We start from the raw sequence: 21,083 nt of genomic DNA, 5'->3' as shown, positions 1-21,083 counted from the left end.
GTCACAGTGCGGGGGCACGAATGCGCCCCCTCCACCCGACCCGACATGCCCATGCAGCCTGAGCACGAAGACGCCGCACCGACCGCGCCCCCGGTCCCCGATCGTGCGGATGACGCCCCCGTCAGCGACGGCCCGCGCCTGATGGTTGCCGAGGTCGTGCCGGTGTGGAAGCGGCATGTCGACGCCTCGCGCGTCGCGGTCGAGGACGGCGTCTGCCGGCTGCTGGAGACCTTCTCGCAGCTGTGCGACGGTGTCACCCAGGTCAGCCGCCAGGCCGACGAGACGGTCGCCCCGATGAGCGCCGGCGCCTGGACCCAGCGCCGCGACGTGATCCTGGGCGAGCTGATCGATCAGGTCGACCGTGCCCGGCAGCACCGCGAACGGCTGCTGTCCCAGTTCTCCGAAGGTTTGCTGCAGCTCGAGGACATCGAGCGCTCGCTGCGCGAGGCCAGCCTGGGTGCCGGCGCCGATCCGGACGTGGTCGACGGCCTGCAGCGACTGGACAGCACCCGCCACAGCCTGGCGGCACTGTCGCGCCAGGTCGCTGCCGACCTGCGCAGCGACCATGTGCAGCACGATGCCGCCCGCAGCCAGGCCGCCCAGGCGATCGACCGGCTGCTGGCCGACAGTCTGCCGACCAATGCCGGCGCGATGGCCGACACCATTCGCAGCCTGAGCACACGCATCGAGCAGGATCTGGAGCAGGTGCTCGTCGGCCTGCAGTTCCAGGACCGCATGAGCCAGATGCTGCACGGCGTGGCTGCCGACATGCAGCGCTTCATCGAATGGATGGCAAGCAACGAGCACGCCACCCATGCCGACGCGATGCGCTGGCTCACGCAGCTCGAACACTCGTACACGATGCGCGAGCAGCAGCTGCTGCATGACGGCAACAGCGGCGAAGGCAGCCCTCCCGCGCCCACCGGCATCGAGTTCTTCTGATGCTTCTGATCCAGCACCGGTCCGAGCACCGGCACGACACCCCTGAACAACAGCCCCGACCGAGGTGATTTCATGAGCAAGACCATTCTGGTCGTCGACGATTCGAGCAGTTTCCGGACCGTGGTGAAGCTGGCCCTGCAGAAGGCTGGCTATGCGGTCGTCGAGGCCGTCGACGGCGAGGACGCCAAGGGCAAGCTCGAGGCGCACAAGCCCAACCTGATCGTCTGCGACGTCAACATGCCGCGCCTGGACGGGCTGAGCTTCGCGCGCTTCGTCAAGGCAGGTCCCTTCAAGTTCACGCCGATCATCATGCTGACGACCGAGTCGCAGGACACCAAGAAGGCCGAGGGCAAGGCCGCCGGCGTGCGCGCCTGGATCACCAAGCCCTTCCAGCCCTCGCAGCTGGTCGACGCGGTTTCGCGTCTGTGCATGTGAACGACCTCACCTGCCCCGAAGCGCCTGCCGAGGCGCTGGCCCTCGATGGCGAGCTGACGATCGTGCAGGCCACCGCGCTGCGCGAACGGCTGCTCGAATGGCTGCCGCAGGCCGACGGCCGGCTTGACCTGTCGGGCATCAGCGCCTGCGACAGCGCCGGCATCCAACTGCTGCTGGCACTCTCGCGCAGCCTGCGCGAATCAGGCCGCACCCTCCAGATCCTCCAGCCGTCGACCGCCGTGGTCGAGTCCCTGCAACGCTACGGTCTGGACGCGCTGCGGGCCTGACCTCCGGAGAAGTCCACCATGTTCCAGATCAAGAGCATCTACCAGGCCCAGCGTGAACAGGACGCGATCGAGCGCCATCTCGCCCGCGCCGTCCAGGCCGCCGCCCAGGGCGACTTCTCGCAGCGGGTCGACGCAGCGGCGCTGCCGCCGCATCTGCACGGCACCGCCGCCGCCGTCAACCAGCTGATCGACACCGTCGCGCAGATGCGTCTCGATCTGTCCCGCATGCATGCGGAGCATGACAAGGGCGACATCGATGTCGTCATCGATGCCAGCCGCTACCGCGGCGAGCTGCGCCAGATGGCGCAGGGCATCAATGACCTGGTGGCCGCGCACATCGCGGTCAAGAAGATGGCGATCAGCGTGGTGCACGAGTTCGGCCAGGGCAATTTCGATGCCCCGATGCCGCAACTGCCGGGCAAGAAGGCCTTCATCAACGACACGATCGAGCAGGTCCGGCGCAACCTCAAGGGCCTGATTACCCAGATGAACCACATGGCGGCCGAGCACGAGCGCGGCGACATCGACGTGGTGGTCGATGCCTCCCGCTTCAATGGCGATTTCCGCACGGTGGCCGAAGGCATCAATGCGATGGTCGGCGCACACATCACGGTCAAGAAGCAGGCCATGGCCTGCTTCCAGGCCTTCGGCGACGGCAACTTCGATGCGCCGATGGTGCAGCTGCCCGGCAAGAAGGCCTTCATCAACCGCACCATCGAGCAGGTGCGCGGCAACCTGAAGGCGCTGGTCGAGGACACCCGGACCCTGGCCGATGCCGCCTCCGACGGCCGGCTCGACGTGCGGGCCGACGCCGCTCGCCATGCCGGCGACTTCCGCCGCATCATCGAAGGCATCAACAACACGATGGATGCCATCGTCGAGCCGATCCAGGAGGTCCAGCAGGTCATGGCCTGCATGGAAGCCGGCGACATGACCCGGCCGGTGCAGGGCCACTACGCCGGCTCCTTCGCCGAGCTGAAGGATGCGGTCAACAACACGATGACCAAGCTCTCGCGCACCATCAGCGACGTGATGGCCGCCGCCGACGCGCTGACCGCCGCGGCCGGCCAGGTCTCGAGCACCTCGCAGACACTGTCGCAGTCAGCCTCGGAGCAGGCCGCCAGCGTCGAGGAGACCACCGCCTCGCTGCAGGAGATGGCCGCCTCGGTCAAGCAGAACTCGGAGAACGCCAACATCACCGACGGCATGGCCTCCAAGGCCGCCAGCGAGGCGGTGACGGGTGGCTCGGCAGTCACCCGCACCGTCGAGGCGATGAAGTCGATCGCCTCGAAGATCTCGATCATCGACGACATCGCCTATCAGACCAATCTGCTGGCGCTCAATGCCGCGATCGAGGCGGCACGCGCCGGCGAACATGGCAAGGGCTTCGCGGTGGTCGCCGCCGAGGTGCGCAAGCTCGCCGAGCGCAGCCAGGTCGCCGCGCAGGAAATCGGCCAGCTCGCGGGCTCGAGCGTGCAGCTGGCCGAGCAGGCCGGCAATGTGCTGACGCAGATGGTGCCGACGATCAACCGCACCTCCGAGCTGGTGCAGGAGATCTCGGCCGCCTCGGGCGAACAGGCTGCGGGCGTCAACCAGATCACCACCGCGATGAGCCACCTCAACGGCGCGACGCAGCAGAACGCCTCGGCCTCCGAGGAGCTCTCGGCCACCGCCGAGGAGCTCTCGGGTCAGGCCGCGCAGCTGCAGGAGATGATCGCCTTCTTCCGTCTGGCCCAGGACGAAGGCGGCTTCGGCCACCACGCCGCGCCGGCCCGCATGGGCTCCGCACGGTCGTCGGGCGGCTTCGACGAAGGCAGCCGCCGCGCCCGCAGCATGCCGACGGGCAGCGGCTCGCGCGGCCGCGCGGCGATGGCGGTCGAGGCCGGATTCGGTCACTTCTGAACCCGGCCCGCGCGCCCCGCCTGCCATGATCGCCTCATCGATCGCTTCCGCCTCCCGCGGTCACAGCCAGCCGGCCCGGGAGGACGACGGATCGCCGCTGCACCAGTTCCTGTGCTTCGCGCTCGGCCTGGAGCCCTGCGCGGTGCGCATCGACCTGGTGCGCGAGATCCTCGAGGTCGGCCACATGACGCCGCTGCCGCTGATGCCGGCCTTCGTTCGCGGCGTGATGAACCTGCGCGGCGTCGTCGTGCCGGTGATCGACCTCGGCGCCCGGCTCGGCCTGCCCGCCACCGTCATCGGCCGACGCACCTGCATCGTCATCGTCGACGTCTGCCTGCCCGACGACGGCGGCACGCAGACGCTGGGCGTGCTGGTCGACGCGGTGCAGGAGGTCATCAACATCGCCGAACGCGACCTCGAGCCGGTACCGCGGCTGGGCACGCGCATCGACGCGGCGCATCTGCGCAGCATGGTGCGCCACCGCCAGCAGGCCACGCCCGAGCTCGATCTGGCCGCGATCCTCGATCCGCAGCGCCTGGTCGGGCTGATCGGCGAGCATCGCCAGCATGCGCAGCCGCCTCACTGAAGCGGCGGTACACCACCGCGAACCGGTCTCCGGCTTCGTGCAGCCCCGCCAGGGCCATGCCCTGAACCTGCTGGCCGGCCAGCTCTACTTCGGCACCCAGGCCGGCACGGTGCGCACGCTGCTGGGCTCGTGCGTCGCGTTGGTGCTGTGGCATCCGCAGCGACGCATCGGCGCGATGTGCCACTACCTGCTGCCCGGCAGGCAGCGCCGCGACGGCTCGCCCGACGCCCGCTTCGGCGACGAGGCGATCGGTCTGCTGCTGCACGCCATCGAGCGCAGCAGCACCCGGCCCGCGGATTTCCAGACCCACCTCTACGGCGGCGCCGACACCATGCCGGGCCGGGACGGCCCGAACTTCAACATCGGCGAGCGCAACATCGCCATCGGCTGCGAGCTGATCGACCACCACGGCTTCGATCTGCAGGCGGTCGATGTCGGCGACTTCGTGCCGCGCACCGTGACCCTGGACCTGCAGGCAGGCCGCATCGAGGTCAGACGCGGCCACTCGTCCCGGCAGGCGATCCGGCGCATCCAGCAGCGCTGAACGCGGCCGAAGCCGATCTCAGGCCTGCGGTGCGATCTGGCCGGCCAGCGGCGGCACCGGCAGCACGACATCCGCGCACTGCGCGCGCCAGCGCAGCACATGGTCCATCACCACCAGCGCCAGCATCGCCTCGGCGATCGGCGTGGCGCGGATGCCCACGCACGGGTCATGGCGGCCGAAGGTCTCGACCGAGGTCGGCTCACTGGCGCGGTTGACCGAGGCCTTCGGGATGCGGATCGAGCTGGTCGGCTTGATCGCGATGGAGACCTCCAGGTCCTGACCGGTCGAGAGGCCGCCCAGCACGCCGCCGGCATGGTTGCTGGCGAAGCCGGTCGGCAGCATCTCGTCGCCGTGCTCGCTGCCGCGCTGCGTGACCACACCGAAGCCGTCGCCGATCTCCACGCCCTTGACCGCGTTGATGCCCATCATCGCGTACGCGATGTCGGCATCGAGCTTGTCGAACAGCGGCTCGCCCAGACCGACGGGCACGCCGCGCGCCACCACCTTCAGCCGCGCGCCGACCGAGTCACCCGACCGGCGCAGCGCGTCCATGTAGGCCTCGAGCTCGGCCACCTTGGTCTCGCCCGCCGGCGCGAAGAAGGGGTTGACCGGAATCTGCGCCTCGTCCTCGAACGGGATCGCCACGTCGCCGAGCTGGGTCATCCAGCCGGCGAAGGTGGTGCCGTGGCGCTGCTGCAGCCACTTCTTCGCCACCGCGCCGGCGGCCACCATCGGCGCGGTCAGCCGCGCCGACGAGCGCCCGCCGCCGCGCGGATCGCGCAGGCCGTAGCGGCGCCAGTAGGTGTAGTCGGCGTGGCCGGGACGGAAGGTATCGAGAATGTTGCCGTAGTCCTTGCTGCGCTGGTCGGTGTTGCGGATCAGCAGGCAGATCGGCGTGCCGGTGGTCTTGCCTTCATAGACGCCGGAGAGGATCTCCACCGCGTCGGGCTCGTTGCGCTGCGTCACATGGCGGCTGGTGCCGGGGCGGCGGCGGTCCAGATCGGGCTGGATGTCCGCTTCGGAGAGCTCGAGCCCCGGCGGGCAGCCGTCGATGACGCAGCCGATCGCCGGGCCGTGGCTCTCGCCGAAGTTGGTGACGCGAAACAGGAGGCCGAAGGTGCTGCCGGACATGGTGGAAGAGTTCGAGGAAATGGCGGCGATTGTAGGCGCCCGGTCCCGGCCGGCCGAGACGGCGCGAATTGTCCGGCGAATGCCCTGCTGCTCAGGACTTCCCCAGGCCTGTCGATACCGAAAATCCATCCATCGTCACCAGGGACCTCCCATGAGCACGGCTTTCGAAACCCCCACCGCGACCCGCTCCCCTTCCGGCGCCTCGAGCAAGTCCCAGCAGCGCGGCCAGGCTGGCTCCGAGGGCGGCAGCATGGCCCACCTGCGCGGCGAGTACCTGACCTTCCGCCTGGGCAACGAGGAATACGGCATCGACATCCTCAAGGTCCAGGAAATCCGCTCCTACGAGGCGCCGACCCGCATCGCCAACGCCGCATCCTGCTTCAAGGGTGTGGTCAATCTGCGCGGCGTCATCGTGCCGATCGTCGACCTGCGGCTGAAATTCGGCTGCGACTCCGCCGAGTACAACAGCTTCACCGTCGTGATCGTGCTGAACATCAACGGTCGCGTCGTCGGCGCGGTGGTGGATTCGGTGTCGGACGTGCTGGAGCTGCCCGGCGAGGCAGTCCGCCCCACGCCGGACATGGATGCCAGCGTCGACACCCACTACATCACCGGCATCGCCAGCCTGCAGGAGCGCATGCTCATCCTGCTCGACATCGAGGCCCTGATGGGCAGTTCCGACATGGGCCTGACCGGCTCGATGCTCGACATGTGACCGGGTGACCGCTTTCGGTTCCAGCCTCGAGTCATCCTGACTCGTTGACAGCACGGCCTCTTAAGGGCGCCGTGCTTTTTTTATGGCATGGTCAGACCTGTTACAAGCAGAAACAACCATGCCAAAGCGACCCTGTCCTGTCCACCGCTCTCGCTGCAGCTGCCGCATCGCGCCCGGACGTCGCCGCCCTGCCTTGTCGATCCGGACCCGGCTGCTGCTCTGCGCCCTGCTGCCGCTTGGCCTGGCCACGCTGGCGCTGCTGGTGTCGCATCAGTGGCCCGGTCCGGCCGGCAGTCCGCTGGCAGGCGCACTGCTGCTGGGCGCACTCGGCCTGGCGCTGGCGCTGGTGCAGTCACACGGGCGCGCCCTGACCGAGCCGCTGCTGCAGGCGCAGCAGGCGCTGGACGCACTGCAGCGCGGCGACTACGACCACCCGGTTCCGGTGCTTCGTCTGGACGAAAGCGGCGAGGTGCTGCGCCGCATCCGCGAGCTGGGCGACTACCTGACGGTCGTGCTGCCGTCAGAGAATGGCGATGAGCCCGATCAGGTGCACCAGGTTCAGGTGCGCGAGGCCGCCTCGTCGCTGCCCGCCTCGGCCGGCCAGTCGCGGATGTAGGCCTTGAGCATGCGGTTCTCGAAGTCCTGGCTGTCGACCACCGCCTTGGCCACGTCGTAGAAGGAGATCACGCCCATCAGCGTGCGGGCGCTCATGACCGGCATGTAGCGGGCATGGCGCTCGAGCATCATGCGACGCACTTCGTCCATCTCGGTGCCGGGCGTGCAGGTCAGCGGGTGATCGTCCATCACGCCACGCACCGTCATCGCGCCGATGGAGCCCTGGTTGCGCACGACCGCCTGGATGACCTCGCGGAAGGTGAGCATGCCGACCAGGTCGCCGTGCTCCATGACCACCAGCGAGCCGATGTCATGCTCGGCCATCACGGCCACGGCTTCGGCCAGCGGCTGGTTCGGGGTGACGGTGAAGAGCGTGTTTCCCTTGACACGCAGGATGTCGCTGACTTTCATGGGGAGGTCCTTGGAGTTGTCGGATTCGGGACGCAAGAAACGGTGCTGTTGCGCCAATATAGCCCACATCCTGCCCGAGTTCACCCCGAGGAGACCTGTGTGATGCCGATGCGATTCATGCTGGCCGGACGCCAGCTGCATGCCGACCAGACGCCTGGCGCCGCCCCCGATTCACGATGCGTCGTGTTCGTGCATGGCGCGCTCAACGACCGGAGCGTCTGGACGCATGCGGCGCGCTGGTGCCGGACGCAGGGCCTGGGCGTGCTGGTGCCGGACCTGCCCGGCCACGGCCTCAGCGAGGGCCCGCCTGACGCAGACATCGGCGCGATGGCCGACACCCTGCTGGCCCTGCTGCGATCGGCCGGGCTCAGGCGGACCGTGCTGGTCGGCCACAGCATGGGCTCGCTGATCGCGCTGGAGGTGGCTGCGCGTCTGGCGGGGCCTGACAAGGCGCCGCAGGATCCGCAGATCAGCGATCTGGTGCTGGTCGGCACCGCGTTCCCGATGCGGGTGGCACCGGTGCTGCTGCAGCAGGCGGCCGAAGCCCCGCTCCAGGCGATCGAGCTGATCGCCTCGCTGTCACATGCGGGCCCGTCGGACGGCCGTGCCGAGCGTCAGGCCGCCAGCAGGGCACGCATGCAGCGGGTGCTGGCCGGCTGCGATGCACGGCTGCTGCCCGAAGGCCGGCGCACCTTGCTGGAGCTGGATCTGGCCGCCTGCGACCGCCATGACAGCGCGCTGGCGGCGGCACGCCTGCTGACCGAGGCCGGCGGCCCGCCGCGCTGCCACCTGATCTGCGGCGAGCTCGACCAGATGACCCCGGTGCGACGCACCGCGGCGCTGAGGGATGCGCTGCAGGCCGAGCAGCAGACGCTGCCTCAGGCCGGCCACGCGATGATGGAGGACGACCCCGAAGGCTTCGTCGCGGCGCTGCAGGCGGTGCTGCAGGCCGAGGCGACGGCCCGTCCCGTCAGGCCGTCGCCAGCCGACGCGCCTTCATCTCCCGACGCAGGCTGACCGCATCGCTGGCGTGGGCCAGCGCCGGTGCCGCCGCATCGAGCCGGAACACCGCCACCGCCTCGGTCACCGCCTGGGCCTGGCCGGTGACCGTCTCGGATGCCGAGGACAGCTCGTCGACCAGCGCCGCGTTCTTCTGCGTGAGCTGATCCATGTGCGAGACCGCCTCGTTGATCTGGGAGATGCCGTTGAGCTGCTCGGAGGCACCGGCGCTGATGCCCGCCACCAGCTCGCTCATGCGCTGCACCGCCGCCTGGGCCTCCTCCATCGTGCCGCAGGCCCGACGGGTCTGCTCGGAGCCGGCCTCGACCTTCAGACCGGCATCCTCGATCAGGTCCTTGATCTCGCGGGCCGCCACCGAGGTGCGCTGCGCGAGCTGGCGCACCTCGCCAGCCACGACACCGAAACCCCGTCCCTGCTCGCCAGCGCGTGCGGCCTCCACCGCGGCATTGAGCGCCAGCAGATTGGTCTGCAGCGCGATGCCGTCGATCACCTGGGTGATCTCGCGGATGCGTCGCGAGGCATCCGCGATCGCCTCGACCGTGACGGTGACCTCCTTGACCGCCTCGGTGCTGCGCGCAGTCACGTCGGCCGCCTGGCGCGCCACATCGGCGACATCGCGGGCGGTATCGGCGCTGTGCCGCACCGTCTCGGTGATCTCGGCCATCGACGCGGAGGTCTGCTCCAGGCTGGAGGCCTGGGATTCGGTGCGCTCGGCCAGATTGCGGTTGCCGCTGGCCAGATCATGCGAGGTGTGCCGCAGCCGCTCGACGCCGGCACGGGTGTCGCCGACGATGGCCATCAGGTTGACCGAGAGCTGATTGAGCGCTCGCGCCAGCCGGCCGCTCAGCCCGGGCTGGCCGGTCGGCAGCTGCCCGGTCAGATCGCCGGCAGCCAGCCGGTTGGCAAAGCGCAGCAGCGCCTTCAGCGGCTCCTGGTTCTGCCGGCGGATCAGCGCGGCCACGCCGACCGACACACCGGCAGCCAGGAGCGCCGCCGCCGCCGTCGCGGCAAGCTGCCCGGGCCAGAGCGACATCAGCTGCGCGCCGCCCCAGCCGCCGGCCACGCCAAGCAGGCACAGCGCCTGGGTGCGCCAGTGACCGTCGCCCTGCAGGCGGTCCAACCCGCGGGCCAGCACGCCCTGAGGCGCCAGACGACCCGCCTGCAGGCGCGGTCCGCCGCCGCCCCGGCTCGCCGCCTCGCGCATGCGGGCATACAAGGTCTCGGCCTCGCTCACCTGCTGACGGTCAGGCAGGGTGCGCACCGACATGTAGCCCACAGGTCGATCGCCATCGAGCAGAGGCGTCACATTGGCCATGACCCAGTAGTGATCGCCGTTCTTGCGCCGGTTCTTCACCAGTCCGGACCAGGGCTGCCCCGACTCGATCGTCTGCCACATGTCGCGGAAGGCCTCTTCCGGCATGTCGGGGTGGCGAATCATGTTGTGGGGCTGACCGAGCAATTCCTCCCGGATGTAGCCGCTGACCTCGATGAAGGCCGGATTGCAATAGAGGATCCGCCCCTGGAGATCGGTCGTGGAGACCAGGGCCTGCCCGGCCGGGAAAGCGTACTCCCGCTGGGTGATCGGCAGATTGGTGCGCATGCAGGTTTCCTTCCCTCGAACTGCCTGGAATGGGAACAACAGGAATCATGCTCGCAGGCAGGCTGCGAGAACTGCGCAAGCCTAGGGCGCGGGTTCCCCGGCTGAAACCACAAAAACCTGCCGGGTCCGGGTGCTGCTCCGGCTCATGTCCGGGTCCACGCTGCCGGACTTCAGTTCACGGAATGTTGCGGATCCAGGCAGTCAGGCTCCCCAGGCCTGGCCAGGGCATCGGCCAGGGTGAGTTCCGACAGGCCGGTGCGCTGCTGCAGCGGCTGCAGCAGCGGATCGCCGGCCAGCAGCAGCCGCTCGACCAGCGGGGCCAGAGGCGTGGCCGCCGGCTCGGCCAGCAGCACATGGCGCGCCTCGCCGTCCTCGGCCAGCAGCCCGATCCAGTCGAGGCGCTGCAGCACCTCCAGCACCGGCTCGGCCTGCAGCGGGTCCAGACGCAGGCGCTCGCACAGCGCGGCCAGCGCCATGCCGCGCGCTGGCGTCTGACGCGCCCGGGCCAGCTCGCCCAGCAGTTCCAGCGCCAGCACGAAGCGCCAGCCCGGCCGGTACTCGCGCCGGCGCACCCGCAGGTCCAGGCTGGGCATGTAGGCCGCCACCACCGCGCCCAGCAGCACGATGACCCAGCCCAGATAGATCCAGATCAGCAGGATCGGCAGGGTCGCGAAGGCGCCGTAGATCGTGGTGTAGGTCGGCACCAGGCTCAAGTACCAGGCCAGCAGCTTCTTGGCGATCTCGAAGGCCACCGCGACGAAGATCCCGCCCGCCAACGCATGGGTCCAGCGCACCTGGGTGTTGGGCACGAAGCGGAACAGCATCGCCGCGCCCAGGGCCATCAGCAGCAGCTCGGCCAGCCCCAGCAGCAGCGCCACCCCGCCCGGCAGGCTTTCGACCACATCGCGCGACGCGGTCAGGGCCCAGGAGGTCAGCGACAGGCTGAAGCCCAGCATCAGCGGCCCGAGCGTGGCGGTGGTCCAGTACACCAGCACCCGGCGGGTCAGCGACCGGGGCTGACGCACCCGCCAGATCGCGTTGAGCGAACGGTCGATGGTCTGCAGCATCGCGATCGCGGTGAAGAACAGCACCACCAGACCCACCGCCCCCACCCGGCTGGCCTTGGTGGCGAACAGCGTGAGCTGCTGCAGCACCGGCCGCGCGATCGCGTCAGGCACCAGGTTCTGCAGGAAGTACAGCTCCAGCGCCTTGCGCAGGCTGGCGAACATCGGAAAGACGGTGAAGATCGCGAAGGCCACCGTCAGCAGCGGCACCAGCGAGACGGTGGTGGTGAAGGTCAGGCTGCCGGCCGCCACGCCCAGCCGGTCTTCGCGAAAGCGCTGGCGCAGGGTCTGCAGGGTCTCGCGCCAGGGCCAGTGCGATCGGGAGATATTCATGACGGATATCATGCCAAAGCCCCCGGCCCGCCCGGGAACGAACACGATCCCCGCCCACATGAACGACGCTCCCGTCCCCTCGCCCCACCCGACTGCCGCCCATTCCACCGATCCGGTCGATCCGGTCGACGGCCAGCCGCGACCGCCCACGCCCGCGGTGCAGCGCAGCCGCTGGCTGACCTTCGGACTGTGCCTGGCGCTGGTCGTGCTGGGGCTGCTGTGGGAGCTGGTGCTGGCCCCGACCGGGCGCGGCACGCTGGCGATCAAGGTGGTGCCGCTGGTGCTGGCCCTGCCCGGCCTGTGGCGCATGCGGCTCTACACCTACCGCTGGCTGAGTCTGGCGGTCTGGCTCTACGCGGCCGAGGGCGGCGTGCGGGTGCTGGGCGAACGCGGCCTGGGCCCGGCGCTGGCCCTGACCGAGATCGTGCTGTCGGTGCTGCTGTTCGGCGCCTGCGCCTGGCATGTGCGTGCACGGCTGGCAGCCGGCCGTCTGCTGGCTGCAGAAAAGACCGCAGAGCCCGCCGCATGAGCCTGGAGAGCCTGGACACCCCGAAGTTTCTCGAGCAGCTTGCAGCCCGGATCGGCCCGGCGCAGGTGCTGCGCGAAGGCGACCTGTCGGCCTGGACGCTGGACTGGCGCCGGCGCTGGCCGGGCCGCGCGCTGGCGGTGGCCCGGCCCGGCACGACCGAGGAGGTCGCGCAGGTGATGCGCCTGTGCGCCGAGCACCGCGTCGCGGTCGTGCCGCAGGGCGGCAACACCGGCCTGGTCGGCGCCTCGGTGCCCGACGCCAGCGGTACGCAGCTGCTGCTGAGCCTGCGCCGGCTCGAGCGGGTGCGTGCGATCGATCCGGCCAATCTGACGATGACGGTCGAGGCCGGCTGCGTGCTGCAGGCCGCGCAGCAGGCCGCCGAGGCCGAAGGGCTGTGGCTGCCGCTGAGCCTGGCCTCGGAGGGCAGCTGCACCGTCGGCGGCAATCTGGCGACCAATGCCGGCGGCACCCAGGTGCTGCGCCACGGCAACGCCCGCGAGCTCTGCCTGGGACTGGAGGTGGTCACGCCCGCCGGCGAGATCTGGGACGGGCTGTCGGGCCTGCGCAAGGACAACACCGGCTACGACCTGCGCCACCTCTACATCGGCAGCGAGGGCACGCTGGGCGTGATCACCGCCGCGGTCATGAAGCTGCAGCCGCAGCCGGCGGCCACCCGCACCGCGCTGGCGGCCTGCGACTCGCTCGAGACCTGCGTGGCGCTGCTGCGCCTGGCGCGCAGCCAGGCGGGCGACGCGCTGACCGGCTTCGAGGTGATCGGCCGGCATGCGCTGTCGCTGGTGGCACGGCATTTCCCGCAGATCCCGCAGCCGCTGTCGGCCTGCGCCTGGACGGTGCTGCTGGAACTCTCCGACAGCGAGGGCGAGGCCCATGCGCAGGGCCTGCTCGAGGCGCTGCTGGCGCGCGCGCTGGACGCGGGCATGATCGGCGACGCGGCGGTGGCGCAGTCGCTGGCGCAGTCGCGCGCGATGTGGCAGCTGCGCGAGTCGGTGTCGGCGGCGCAGTCGGCCGAGGGGCTCAACATCAAGCACGACATCGGGCTGCCGGTGTCGGCGATTCCCGAGTTCGTGGCCCGCACGGATGCGGCGCTGCGCGCGCGCTGGCCCGGCGTGCGCCCGGTCACCTTCGGCCACCTGGGCGACGGCAACCTGCACTACAACGTGCAGGCGCCCGAGGGCGAGGATCCGGGCCGCTTCCTGGACGCGCAGGAAGACGCGGTCAACATGCTGGTGCACGATGCGGTGCAGGCACACCGCGGCACGATCTCGGCCGAGCACGGCATCGGCCGGCTCAAGCGCGACGAGCTGCAGCGGCGCAAGTCGCCGGTGGCGCTGGCGCTGATGCGCTCGATCAAGCAGGCACTGGACCCGGACGGCCGGATGAACCCGGACCGGATGCTGCCGGCAGGCTGAAAGCCCGACGCAGCGAACCCGCCCGGCTCATCCCAGGGGCCTTGTTGGCTGCATCTACTGCAGCGGGCCGTCCAGCCCTTCGGGCACCGGCAGCGCAAGCACCTCGATGCCCTCCTCGCGCAACTCGCGACGCTCCTCGGGCGTGGCCTGGCCGCGAATGCCGCGGGCCTCGGCATCGCCGTGATGAATGCGCCGGGCTTCCTCGGCGAAGCGCGGACCGACATCCTCGGTATGCGCCAGCACATGGCGCACCGCCTGCAGGAAGATCGCCTCGGCCTGCTGCCGCTCGGGCGTGGCCGCCGGGGCCGGATGGGAGACCGGTCGGGTCGACGGCACCTGGACCGGTGCCGCAGAGCGTGCGCTCGGGGTCTCGGCCCGCGAGGTCGACAGGTTCAGCCGCGGCGCCGAGGGCAGGCGCACCACCTCGGCACTGCCGCACAGCGGACAGGTCAGCAGGCCGCGCGCGCACTGGGACTGGTAGTCCTCCTCGGAGCCGAACCAGCCCTCGAAGCCGTGCCCGGCCTCGCACTGCAGATCGAATACTTTCATGGACCGGAATTATCGGCCGCGGCTCCAGGCCTCGGCAGGCCGCCAGTCCAAGGCCCAGCGGCCGGCGCGCCATTGCTGCAGCCACAGCAGCGCGATCATCGTCTTGGCATCGGTCACCTCGCCGTCGCGGATCCAGTCGGAGAGCTGCTGCTCGCTGGCGGCGAAGACATCGAGGAACTCGCCCTCGTCGAGCCGGCGCTCGCCGACCGTCAGGCCGCGTGCGAACCAGATCTCGATGCGCTCGTCGGAATAGGCGATCGCGTTGCGCAGCTCGCCGGCCAGCGCCCACTCGGCGGCGCTGCAGCCGGTCTCTTCGTGCAGCTCGCGCACGCCGCAGGTGATGCCCGCCTCGCCGGCGTCGATCTTGCCCGCGGGAAACTCGATGAAGGCGCGGTGGTGCGGATAGCGGTACTGGCGCTCGAGCAGCAGGCGGCCGTCGTCGAGGATCGGCACCACCATGACCGCGCCCGGGTGGACGATGTATTCGCGGTAGGAGACCGAGCCGTCGGGCAGGCGCACCGTGTCGTGCATCACCTGCAGGAAGCGGCCCGAGTGGGCCAGCGTCGAGTCCAGGCGCTGCTCGCGCAGGTGGTCGTCGCCCTCGGGCAGATCGGCAAGATCAGGCAGCATGGACTTCAGCGCTGACGGCGCAGATAGCGCCAGACGAAGCCGGGAAAGGCCAGCGTCAGCATCAGGCACAGCAGCACGGCGTAGAACTGCCAGCCCTGCGGGACCATCTGGCCGGCGCGTGACTCCAGCAGCCGCCCGACCAGGATGACGATCCCGGTATGCAGCAGCAGCTCCAGCAGGCGCCAGGCCAGGGCCTTGGGCGCGCGCAGCGGGCCGAAGGCCAGAAGCCGCTCGGTGACGAACGGCAGGTTGGCCAGCACCGCCGCCAGCAGCAGCACCAGCCAGATCGAGGCGGATGAGCTCACCTCACGGACTCCGTCGTCAGCCGGCCAGCGACTTGACGATGGCCTGCGAGCACAGCGTCATCAGGCCGCCCGGGATGATGCCCAGCAGCAGCACCGCCGCGCCGTTGAGCGACAGCGCAGTGCGCGGGCCGCCGGCGATGACGATCGTGGCGCTGTCCTTCGGCTCGTCGAAGTACATGACCTTGACGACGCGGATGTAGTAGAAGGCGCCGATCAGCGACATCACCACACCGAAGATGGCCAGCTGGATCAGCACCGGATCATTGGTGGAGATCAGTGCCTGCAGCACCGCCAGCTTGGCATGGAAGCCCACCATCGGCGGCACGCCGGCCAGCGAGAACAGGAAGATCGCCATCACCGCGGCCAGCACCGGGCTGCGCTTGTGCAGACCGGCCAGGTCGACGATGTCCTCGGCCTCGAAGCCCTGGCGCGCCAGCAGCATGATCAGACCGAAGGTGCCCAGCGTCGTGACCACATAGGTCAGGATGTAGAACAGCGACGAGCTGTAGGCGTTGGCGGCCGACAGGGTGTTGCCGTTGACCACGCCGGCGATCATGCCCAGCAGCAGGAAGCCCATCTGCGCGATGGTCGAATAGGCCAGCATGCGCTTGAGGTTGGTCTGCGCGATCGCCGCCAGGTTGCCGATCAGCAGCGAGCACACCGCCAGCACGCCCAGCATCTGCTGCCAGTCGGCCGCCAGACCCATCATGCCGTCGACCAGCAGACGCATCGCCATGCCGAAGGAGGCGATCTTCGGCGCACCGGCGATCAGCAGCGTGGCGGCGGTCGGCGCACCCTGGTAGACGTCCGGCACCCACATGTGGAAGGGCACGGCGCCGAGCTTGAAGGCCAGGCCGGAGACGATGAACACCAGACCGAAGGTCAGCACCTGACGGTTGGCCTCGCCCTTGGCGATGACGTCGAAGATGGTGCCGATGTCCAGCGAGCCGGTCGCGCCATACAGCATCGACATGCCGTAGAGCAGGAAGCCGGAAGCCAGCGCGCCGAGCACGAAGTACTTCATCGCGGCTTCGGTCGACTGGGCGTGGTCGCGGCGCAGCGCCACCAGCGCGTACAGCGACAGGCTCATCAGTTCCAGGCCGATGTAGGTCACCAGCAGGTTGTTGGCCGACACCATCACCGAGATGCCCAGCAGCGAGAACAGGCTGAGCGAATACAGCTCGCCCTTGAGCATCTCGCGGCTCTCGGCATAGGGACGCGCGTAGATCAGCGTGACCGCGATCGCGATCACCGCAAACAGGGCCAGCAGGTGACCCATCGGATCGGACACCACCATGCGGTTCATCGCATAGAGGGTCTCGCCGTCCTGGATGTAGGTCCAGTGCATCGCGCCGACGCCGGCCAGCGTCAGCAGCGTCAGCACATGGGTCGGCGTGCGCTTCGGGTCGGTGACGAAGAGGTCGGCCAGCGCGACCACGCAGGTCATCACCAGCAGGAAGATCTCGGGATACACCGCGAGCCAGTTCATTGCAGTCATGGGGTGCAGCGCTCCGTGATCACAGTTTCGAGACGCCGACGTGGCGGATCAGCTCGGTCACCGACACATGCATCACGTCGGTGAAGGGCTTGGGATACAGGCCCATGCCCAGCGTGCACAGGGCCAGGATCGCCAGGATCGCGAATTCGCGGGCGTTGATGTCGGTCAGCTCGCGGACATGGTCGTTGGCGACATCGCCGAAGTAGACGCGCTTGACCATCCACAGCGTGTAGGCGGCGCCGAAGATCAGCGCGGTGGCGGCCAGCAGGCCGATCCAGAAGTTGTACTTCACCGCACCCAGGATGACCATCCACTCGCCGATGAAGCCTGCCGTGCCCGGCAGACCGGCATTGGCCATGCCGAAGAAGACCGCGAAGGCGGCGAACTTGGGCATCGTGTTGACCACACCGCCGTAGCTGGCGATCTCACGGGAGTGCACGCGGTCGTACAGCACGCCGATCGAGAAGAACATCGCACCCGACACAAAGCCGTGCGAGACCATCTGCACCAGACCGCCGGAAATGCCCAGCTCGCTGAAGAAGAAGAAGCCCAGGGTGACGAAGCCCATGTGCGCGATCGACGAATAGGCGACCAGCTTCTTCATGTCGTTCTGCACCATCGCCACCAGACCGATGTAGATCACGGCGATCAGCGACATCGTGATCAGCAGCCAGGACCACTCATGCGAGGCGTCCGGCGCGATCGGCAGCGAGAAGCGCAGGAAGCCGTAGGCGCCCAGCTTCAGCATGATCGCGGCCAGCACCATCGAGCCGCCGGTGGGCGCCTCGACGTGGGCGTCCGGCAGCCAGGTGTGGACCGGCCACATCGGCACCTTCACCGCGAAGGCGGCCAGGAAGGCGAAGAAGATCAGCGTCTGCACGTCCATCGGCAGCGGCAGCTTGTGCCACGTCAGGATGTCGAAGCTGCCACCCGACTTGTAGTACAGGTAGATCAGCGCGACGAGCATCAGCAGCGAGCCGGCCAGCGTGTACAGGAAGAACTTGATCGCGGCGTAGACGCGGCGCGGACCGCCCCAGATGCCGATGAGGATGTACATCGGGATCAGGGTCGCCTCGAAGAAGACGTAGAACAGCAGGCCGTCGACCGCCGAGAACACGCCCACCGTCAGGCCGGACATGATCAGGAAGGCGCCCATGTACTGGTGCGCGCGGTCGGTGATGACCTCCCAGCCGGCTCCCACCACCAGCACGGTGATGAAGGCGGTCAGCGGGACGAACCACATCGAGATGCCGTCGACACCCAGGTGGTAGTTGACATTGAAGCGCGGGATCCAGCTGATCTTCTCGACGAACTGCATCGCAGCCGTCGAGTTGTCGAAGCCGGTGATCACCGGGATCGTGACCAGGAAGCTGACCAGCGAGCCGACCAGCGCGATCCAGCGCGCGGTGCCGGGTTGATCATCGCGGCCGACGGCCAGCAGGATGATCCCGAAGACGATCGGGATCCAGATCGCAAGAGAGAGGTATGCCATGTTCAGGTGCCTCCGCTCAGCGATGCAGCCACACGAACCACGTCATCAGCGCGAAGACGCCGACAAGCATGACCAGTGCATAGTGGTAGATGTAACCGGTCTGGAGGAGTCGCACCAGCGAGCCGATCCAGCCGACCAGGCGAGCGGACCCGTTGACGGCTGCGCCGTCGATCAGGGTCACGTCACCCACCTTCCACAAGCCGCGACCCAGCAGGCGTGCACCCGCAGCGAAGATGTGCTCGTTGATCCAGTCCATGTAGTACTTGTTTTCCATCAGCGTCACCAGCGGCGCGAGCGCGCGGGCGAAGAAGGCAGGAACAGCAGGCACCAGCATGTAGAAGACATAGGCGGTCACCACGCCACCGACCGCCAGCCACAGCGGCAGCGTGACCAGCGAGTGGGTGGCCATGGCCGCCGCGCCATGGAAGTGCTCGGCCAGCTGGGCCATCGCCGGATGGCGGGCCGCGTCGACATGGACCGCATCCTTCAGGAAGTCGCCGAACAGCAGCGGCTCGATCGTCAGGTAGCCGATCACCACCGACGGAATCGCCAGCAGCAGCAGCGGCACCGTCACCACCCAGGGCGACTCGTGCGGCGTGTGCGCATGGCCGTGGCCGTCGTCGTCATGATGGTCGTGCTCGCCCGGGAAGGGCTTGTGATGGAAGTGCTCCTTGCCGTGGAAGACCAGGAAGTACATCCGGAACGAGTAGAAGGCGGTCACGAAGACGCCGGCCACCGCCGCGGTCAGCGCGATCGGCGCTGCGGCCAGGTTGCTCGCACCCAGGGCCAGGATGATCGAGTCCTTCGAGTAGAAGCCCGAGAAGAACGGCGTGCCGATCAGCGCCAGGCTGCCCAGCAGCGAGGTGATCCAGGTGATGGGCATGTACTTGCGCAGGCCGCCCATGTTGCGGATGTCCTGGTCATGGTGCATGCCGATGATGACCGAGCCCGCGCCGAGGAACAGCAGCGCCTTGAAGAACGCGTGCGTCATCAGGTGGAACACCGCGACCGAGTAGGCCGAGGCGCCCAGCGCGATCGTCATGTAGCCCAGCTGCGACAGCGTCGAGTAGGCGACCACCCGCTTGATGTCGTTCTGGATGATGCCCAGGAAGCCCATGAACAGCGCGGTGATCGAGCCGATGATCAGGATGAAGTTCAGCGCGGTGTCCGACAGCTCGAACAGCGGGCTCATGCGCGTCACCATGAAGATGCCGGCCGTCACCATGGTCGCCGCGTGGATCAGCGCCGAGATCGGGGTCGGACCTTCCATCGAGTCCGGCAGCCAGACATGCAGCGGGAACTGCGCCGACTTGCCCATCGCACCGATGAACAGGCAGATGCAGGTCACGGTGATCAGCATCCACGGCTCGCCGCCGAACGGATTGTCGAAGCCCAGCTTGGCGTACTCGTCGGCCTTGGCAAAGGCCTCGGTGTAGTTCAGCGTGCCCGCGTAGGCCGCGATCAGGCCGATGCCCAGGATGAAGCCGAAGTCGCCGACCCGGTTGACCAGGAAGGCCTTCATGTTGGCGAAGATCGCCGTCTGCTTCTTGTACCAGAAGCCGATCAGCAGGTAGGAGACCAGGCCCACCGCTTCCCAGCCGAAGAACAGCTGCAGGAAGTTGTTGCTCATGACCAGCATGAGCATCGAGAAGGTGAACAGCGAGATGTAGCTGAAGAAGCGCTGGTAGCCCGGATCCTCTTCCATGTAGCCGATGGTGTAGATGTGCACCATCAGCGACACGAAGGTCACCACGCACATCATCATCGCCGTCAGGCCGTCGACCATGAAGCCGACTTCCATCTTCAGGTCGCCCAGCACCATCCACTCGTAGACGGTCTGGTTGAAGCGTGCGCCGCCGATCACGTCGATGAGCGTCATCACCGACAGGATCAGCGCGACCAGCACGCCAAGAATGGTGGCCACATGCGAGCCTGTGCGACCCACGGCCTTGCCGAAGAAGCCGGCGATGATGGCGCCCGCCAGGGGCGCCAGCGGAACCGCCAGCAGTGTCGATTGCGAGAGCTGAGACATTTTCTGGTTTTCCCCTTGGCGTCAGCCCTTCAGCGAATCGAGCTCGTCGACGTTGATGGTCGAGCGGTTGCGGAACAGCACGACCAGAATGGCCAGACCGATCGCGGATTCGGCCGCAGCGACCGTCAGGATGAAGAACACGAAGACTTGGCCGGCCATGTCACCCAGGTAGTGGGAGAAGGCCACGAAGTTCAGGTTGACCGACAGCAGCATCAGCTCGATGGCCATCAGCAGCACGATCAGGTTCTTGCGGTTCAGGAAGATGCCGATCACCGACAGCGCGAACAGGATCGCGCCCAGCGTCAGGTAGTGTCCGAGGGTGATCATGCCTTTCCTTTCGCGGCGTCAGCGGCCGGTGCGGTCGTCTCGGCGGCGGGCTGGGAGGGCAGCTCGCGCACGGCGTCCATCTTGACGATGCGCAGGCGGTCGGCCTTCTTCGCCTTGACCTGCTCCGACGGGTTCTGGCCGCGCACATCCTTGCGACGACGCAGCGTCAGGGCCACCGCGGCGATCATCGCCACCAGCAGCAGCACCGCGGCGAGCTGGACCGGGTAGAGATAGTCGGTGTAGATCTCGATGCCCAGCAGCTTGGTGTTGGGCACGGTCTCGGCACCCGGCATCGGCTTCGGATCCGGCACGTTGAAGCCGCGCTGCAGCACCCAGGCCATTTCCAGCGCGATGATCACGCCAACCAGGCCGGCGACCGGGAAATGTTTCCAGAAACCCTGGCGCAGCAGGTCGAGATTGATGTCGAGCATCATCACGACGAACAGGAACAGCACCATGACGGCGCCGACGTACACCAGGACCAGGGAGATGGCCAGGAATTCGGCATGCAGCAGCATCCAGACGCACGAGGCGCTGAAGAAGGCCAGCACGAGGAAGAGCGCCGCATGCACGGGGCTGCGGGCCGTGATGACCCGGAAGCCCGAGAACAGCAGCACGGCGGAAAAGACGTAGAAGAGCGCGGTGGTCGTGTCCATGTCGATGTCGGGTACTCGATGCGCAGGCCCAGCCCGGCCCGGCACCGTCA

Annotated in this window: 23 protein-coding genes; 11 read left to right on the top strand and 12 right to left on the bottom strand. The window is 68.3% G+C overall.

All coding sequences use genetic code 11. The annotated features are described in order from the left end of the window. Positions 1–45 precede the first annotated feature (45 nt). From HZU84_RS02040 to HZU84_RS02015, 6 genes are all read left to right on the top strand, one after another. Positions 46–942 carry a hypothetical protein gene (locus tag HZU84_RS02040; protein WP_149503903.1) on the top strand — a complete coding sequence of 299 codons (897 nt, stop codon included), beginning with the start codon at positions 46–48 and terminating at the stop codon, positions 940–942. A 72-nt stretch (positions 943–1,014) separates the two neighbouring features. Next, entirely contained in the window at positions 1,015–1,377 is a 363-nt protein-coding gene (locus tag HZU84_RS02035) for a response regulator (RefSeq protein ID WP_149503904.1), read from the top strand. Beyond that, a complete protein-coding gene (locus HZU84_RS02030; protein WP_180692752.1) occupies positions 1,374–1,664 on the top strand; it encodes an STAS domain-containing protein in 291 nt (96 codons plus the stop codon). The genes HZU84_RS02035 and HZU84_RS02030 overlap by 4 nt, the downstream gene beginning before the upstream one ends. 18 nt (positions 1,665–1,682) lie before the next feature. Continuing rightward, positions 1,683–3,566 (top strand): methyl-accepting chemotaxis protein, encoded by a 1,884-nt coding sequence (locus HZU84_RS02025; protein ID WP_149503906.1) that lies wholly within the window; start codon positions 1,683–1,685, stop codon positions 3,564–3,566. A gap of 25 nt (positions 3,567–3,591) precedes the next feature. After that, on the top strand, positions 3,592–4,152 hold the full coding sequence (locus HZU84_RS02020; protein WP_149503907.1) for a chemotaxis protein CheW: 561 nt from the start codon (positions 3,592–3,594) through the stop codon (positions 4,150–4,152). Continuing rightward, the gene (locus HZU84_RS02015; RefSeq protein WP_149503908.1) at positions 4,133–4,696 is read left to right on the top strand and encodes a chemotaxis protein CheD; all 564 of its coding nucleotides are present in this window, start codon (positions 4,133–4,135) and stop codon (positions 4,694–4,696) included. The genes HZU84_RS02020 and HZU84_RS02015 overlap by 20 nt, the downstream gene beginning before the upstream one ends. Positions 4,697–4,714: 18 nt before the next feature. Here the strand turns inward: HZU84_RS02015 and aroC are convergent, their stop codons facing one another. Then, a complete protein-coding gene (aroC, locus tag HZU84_RS02010) occupies positions 4,715–5,827 on the bottom strand; it encodes a chorismate synthase (RefSeq protein ID WP_149503909.1) in 1,113 nt (370 codons plus the stop codon). Positions 5,828–6,077: 250 nt separating this feature from the next. On the opposite strand from aroC, the gene HZU84_RS02005 reads away from it, so the two are divergent. Next, positions 6,078–6,542: a chemotaxis protein CheW gene (locus HZU84_RS02005; protein ID WP_244954526.1), complete on the top strand. Its 465-nt coding sequence runs from the start codon at positions 6,078–6,080 to the stop codon at positions 6,540–6,542. A gap of 193 nt (positions 6,543–6,735) precedes the next feature. Further along, the gene (locus tag HZU84_RS02000; protein ID WP_149503911.1) at positions 6,736–7,158 is read left to right on the top strand and encodes a HAMP domain-containing protein; all 423 of its coding nucleotides are present in this window, start codon (positions 6,736–6,738) and stop codon (positions 7,156–7,158) included. On the opposite strand, the gene HZU84_RS01995 is transcribed toward HZU84_RS02000, so the two are convergent. Beyond that, entirely contained in the window at positions 7,101–7,568 is a 468-nt protein-coding gene (locus HZU84_RS01995) for a CBS domain-containing protein (protein ID WP_149503912.1), read from the bottom strand. The two genes, HZU84_RS02000 and HZU84_RS01995, sit on opposite strands and share 58 nt — an antisense overlap. A 102-nt stretch (positions 7,569–7,670) precedes the next feature. Here HZU84_RS01995 and HZU84_RS01990 point away from each other — a divergent pair, with 102 nt between their 5' ends. Beyond that, entirely contained in the window at positions 7,671–8,585 is a 915-nt protein-coding gene (locus HZU84_RS01990) for an alpha/beta fold hydrolase (RefSeq protein ID WP_180692751.1), read from the top strand. Here the strand turns inward: HZU84_RS01990 and HZU84_RS01985 are convergent. Together HZU84_RS01985 and HZU84_RS01980 are read right to left on the bottom strand one after the other, a co-directional pair. Continuing rightward, positions 8,539–10,188, bottom strand: a complete 1,650-nt coding sequence (locus HZU84_RS01985) for a methyl-accepting chemotaxis protein (protein WP_149503914.1) — start codon at positions 10,186–10,188, stop codon at positions 8,539–8,541. The genes HZU84_RS01990 and HZU84_RS01985 overlap by 47 nt on opposite strands. A 170-nt stretch (positions 10,189–10,358) precedes the next feature. After that, positions 10,359–11,585, bottom strand: coding sequence for a YihY family inner membrane protein (locus tag HZU84_RS01980; protein ID WP_310734028.1), 1,227 nt, complete (start codon positions 11,583–11,585; stop codon positions 10,359–10,361). A gap of 58 nt (positions 11,586–11,643) precedes the next feature. Here HZU84_RS01980 and HZU84_RS01975 point away from each other — a divergent pair, with 58 nt between their 5' ends. Then, positions 11,644–12,114 carry a DUF2069 domain-containing protein gene (locus HZU84_RS01975; protein WP_149503916.1) on the top strand — a complete coding sequence of 157 codons (471 nt, stop codon included), beginning with the start codon at positions 11,644–11,646 and terminating at the stop codon, positions 12,112–12,114. Continuing rightward, positions 12,111–13,544 (top strand): FAD-binding oxidoreductase, encoded by a 1,434-nt coding sequence (locus HZU84_RS01970; RefSeq protein ID WP_149503917.1) that lies wholly within the window; start codon positions 12,111–12,113, stop codon positions 13,542–13,544. Before HZU84_RS01975 ends, HZU84_RS01970 begins: the two co-directional genes overlap by 4 nt. A gap of 54 nt (positions 13,545–13,598) precedes the next feature. On the opposite strand, the gene HZU84_RS01965 is transcribed toward HZU84_RS01970, so the two are convergent. Genes HZU84_RS01965 through HZU84_RS01930 form a run of 8 tightly spaced genes read right to left on the bottom strand, consistent with a single transcriptional unit; the run spans position 13,599 to position 21,033 of the window. After that, positions 13,599–14,093: a DUF1178 family protein gene (locus HZU84_RS01965; protein ID WP_149503918.1), complete on the bottom strand. Its 495-nt coding sequence runs from the start codon at positions 14,091–14,093 to the stop codon at positions 13,599–13,601. Positions 14,094–14,102: 9 nt separating this feature from the next. Next, positions 14,103–14,723 (bottom strand): NUDIX domain-containing protein, encoded by a 621-nt coding sequence (locus HZU84_RS01960; RefSeq protein ID WP_149503919.1) that lies wholly within the window; start codon positions 14,721–14,723, stop codon positions 14,103–14,105. A gap of 5 nt (positions 14,724–14,728) precedes the next feature. After that, the gene (locus HZU84_RS01955; RefSeq protein WP_149503920.1) at positions 14,729–15,028 is read right to left on the bottom strand and encodes a DUF2818 family protein; all 300 of its coding nucleotides are present in this window, start codon (positions 15,026–15,028) and stop codon (positions 14,729–14,731) included. 16 nt (positions 15,029–15,044) lie between these two features. Further along, complete coding sequence (gene nuoN, locus HZU84_RS01950; protein WP_149503921.1) at positions 15,045–16,526, bottom strand: NADH-quinone oxidoreductase subunit NuoN; 1,482 nt, start codon at positions 16,524–16,526, stop codon at positions 15,045–15,047. A gap of 19 nt (positions 16,527–16,545) precedes the next feature. Beyond that, positions 16,546–18,018 (bottom strand): NADH-quinone oxidoreductase subunit M, encoded by a 1,473-nt coding sequence (locus tag HZU84_RS01945; protein ID WP_149503922.1) that lies wholly within the window; start codon positions 18,016–18,018, stop codon positions 16,546–16,548. Between the two features lie 16 nt (positions 18,019–18,034). Next, positions 18,035–20,050: an NADH-quinone oxidoreductase subunit L gene (nuoL, locus tag HZU84_RS01940; protein WP_149503923.1), complete on the bottom strand. Its 2,016-nt coding sequence runs from the start codon at positions 20,048–20,050 to the stop codon at positions 18,035–18,037. A gap of 21 nt (positions 20,051–20,071) precedes the next feature. Next, entirely contained in the window at positions 20,072–20,377 is a 306-nt protein-coding gene (gene nuoK, locus HZU84_RS01935) for an NADH-quinone oxidoreductase subunit NuoK (RefSeq protein WP_037482719.1), read from the bottom strand. Then, a complete protein-coding gene (locus HZU84_RS01930; protein WP_037482721.1) occupies positions 20,374–21,033 on the bottom strand; it encodes an NADH-quinone oxidoreductase subunit J in 660 nt (219 codons plus the stop codon). The genes nuoK and HZU84_RS01930 overlap by 4 nt, the downstream gene beginning before the upstream one ends. Between the last annotated feature and the right edge of the window lie 50 nt (positions 21,034–21,083).

Origin of the sequence: Sphaerotilus sulfidivorans, assembly GCF_013426975.1 — a bacterium.
In the GTDB taxonomy this organism is placed as follows: Bacteria; Pseudomonadota; Gammaproteobacteria; order Burkholderiales; family Burkholderiaceae_C; genus Sphaerotilus; species Sphaerotilus sulfidivorans.
This window is presented reverse-complemented; position numbering and strand designations above follow the sequence as displayed.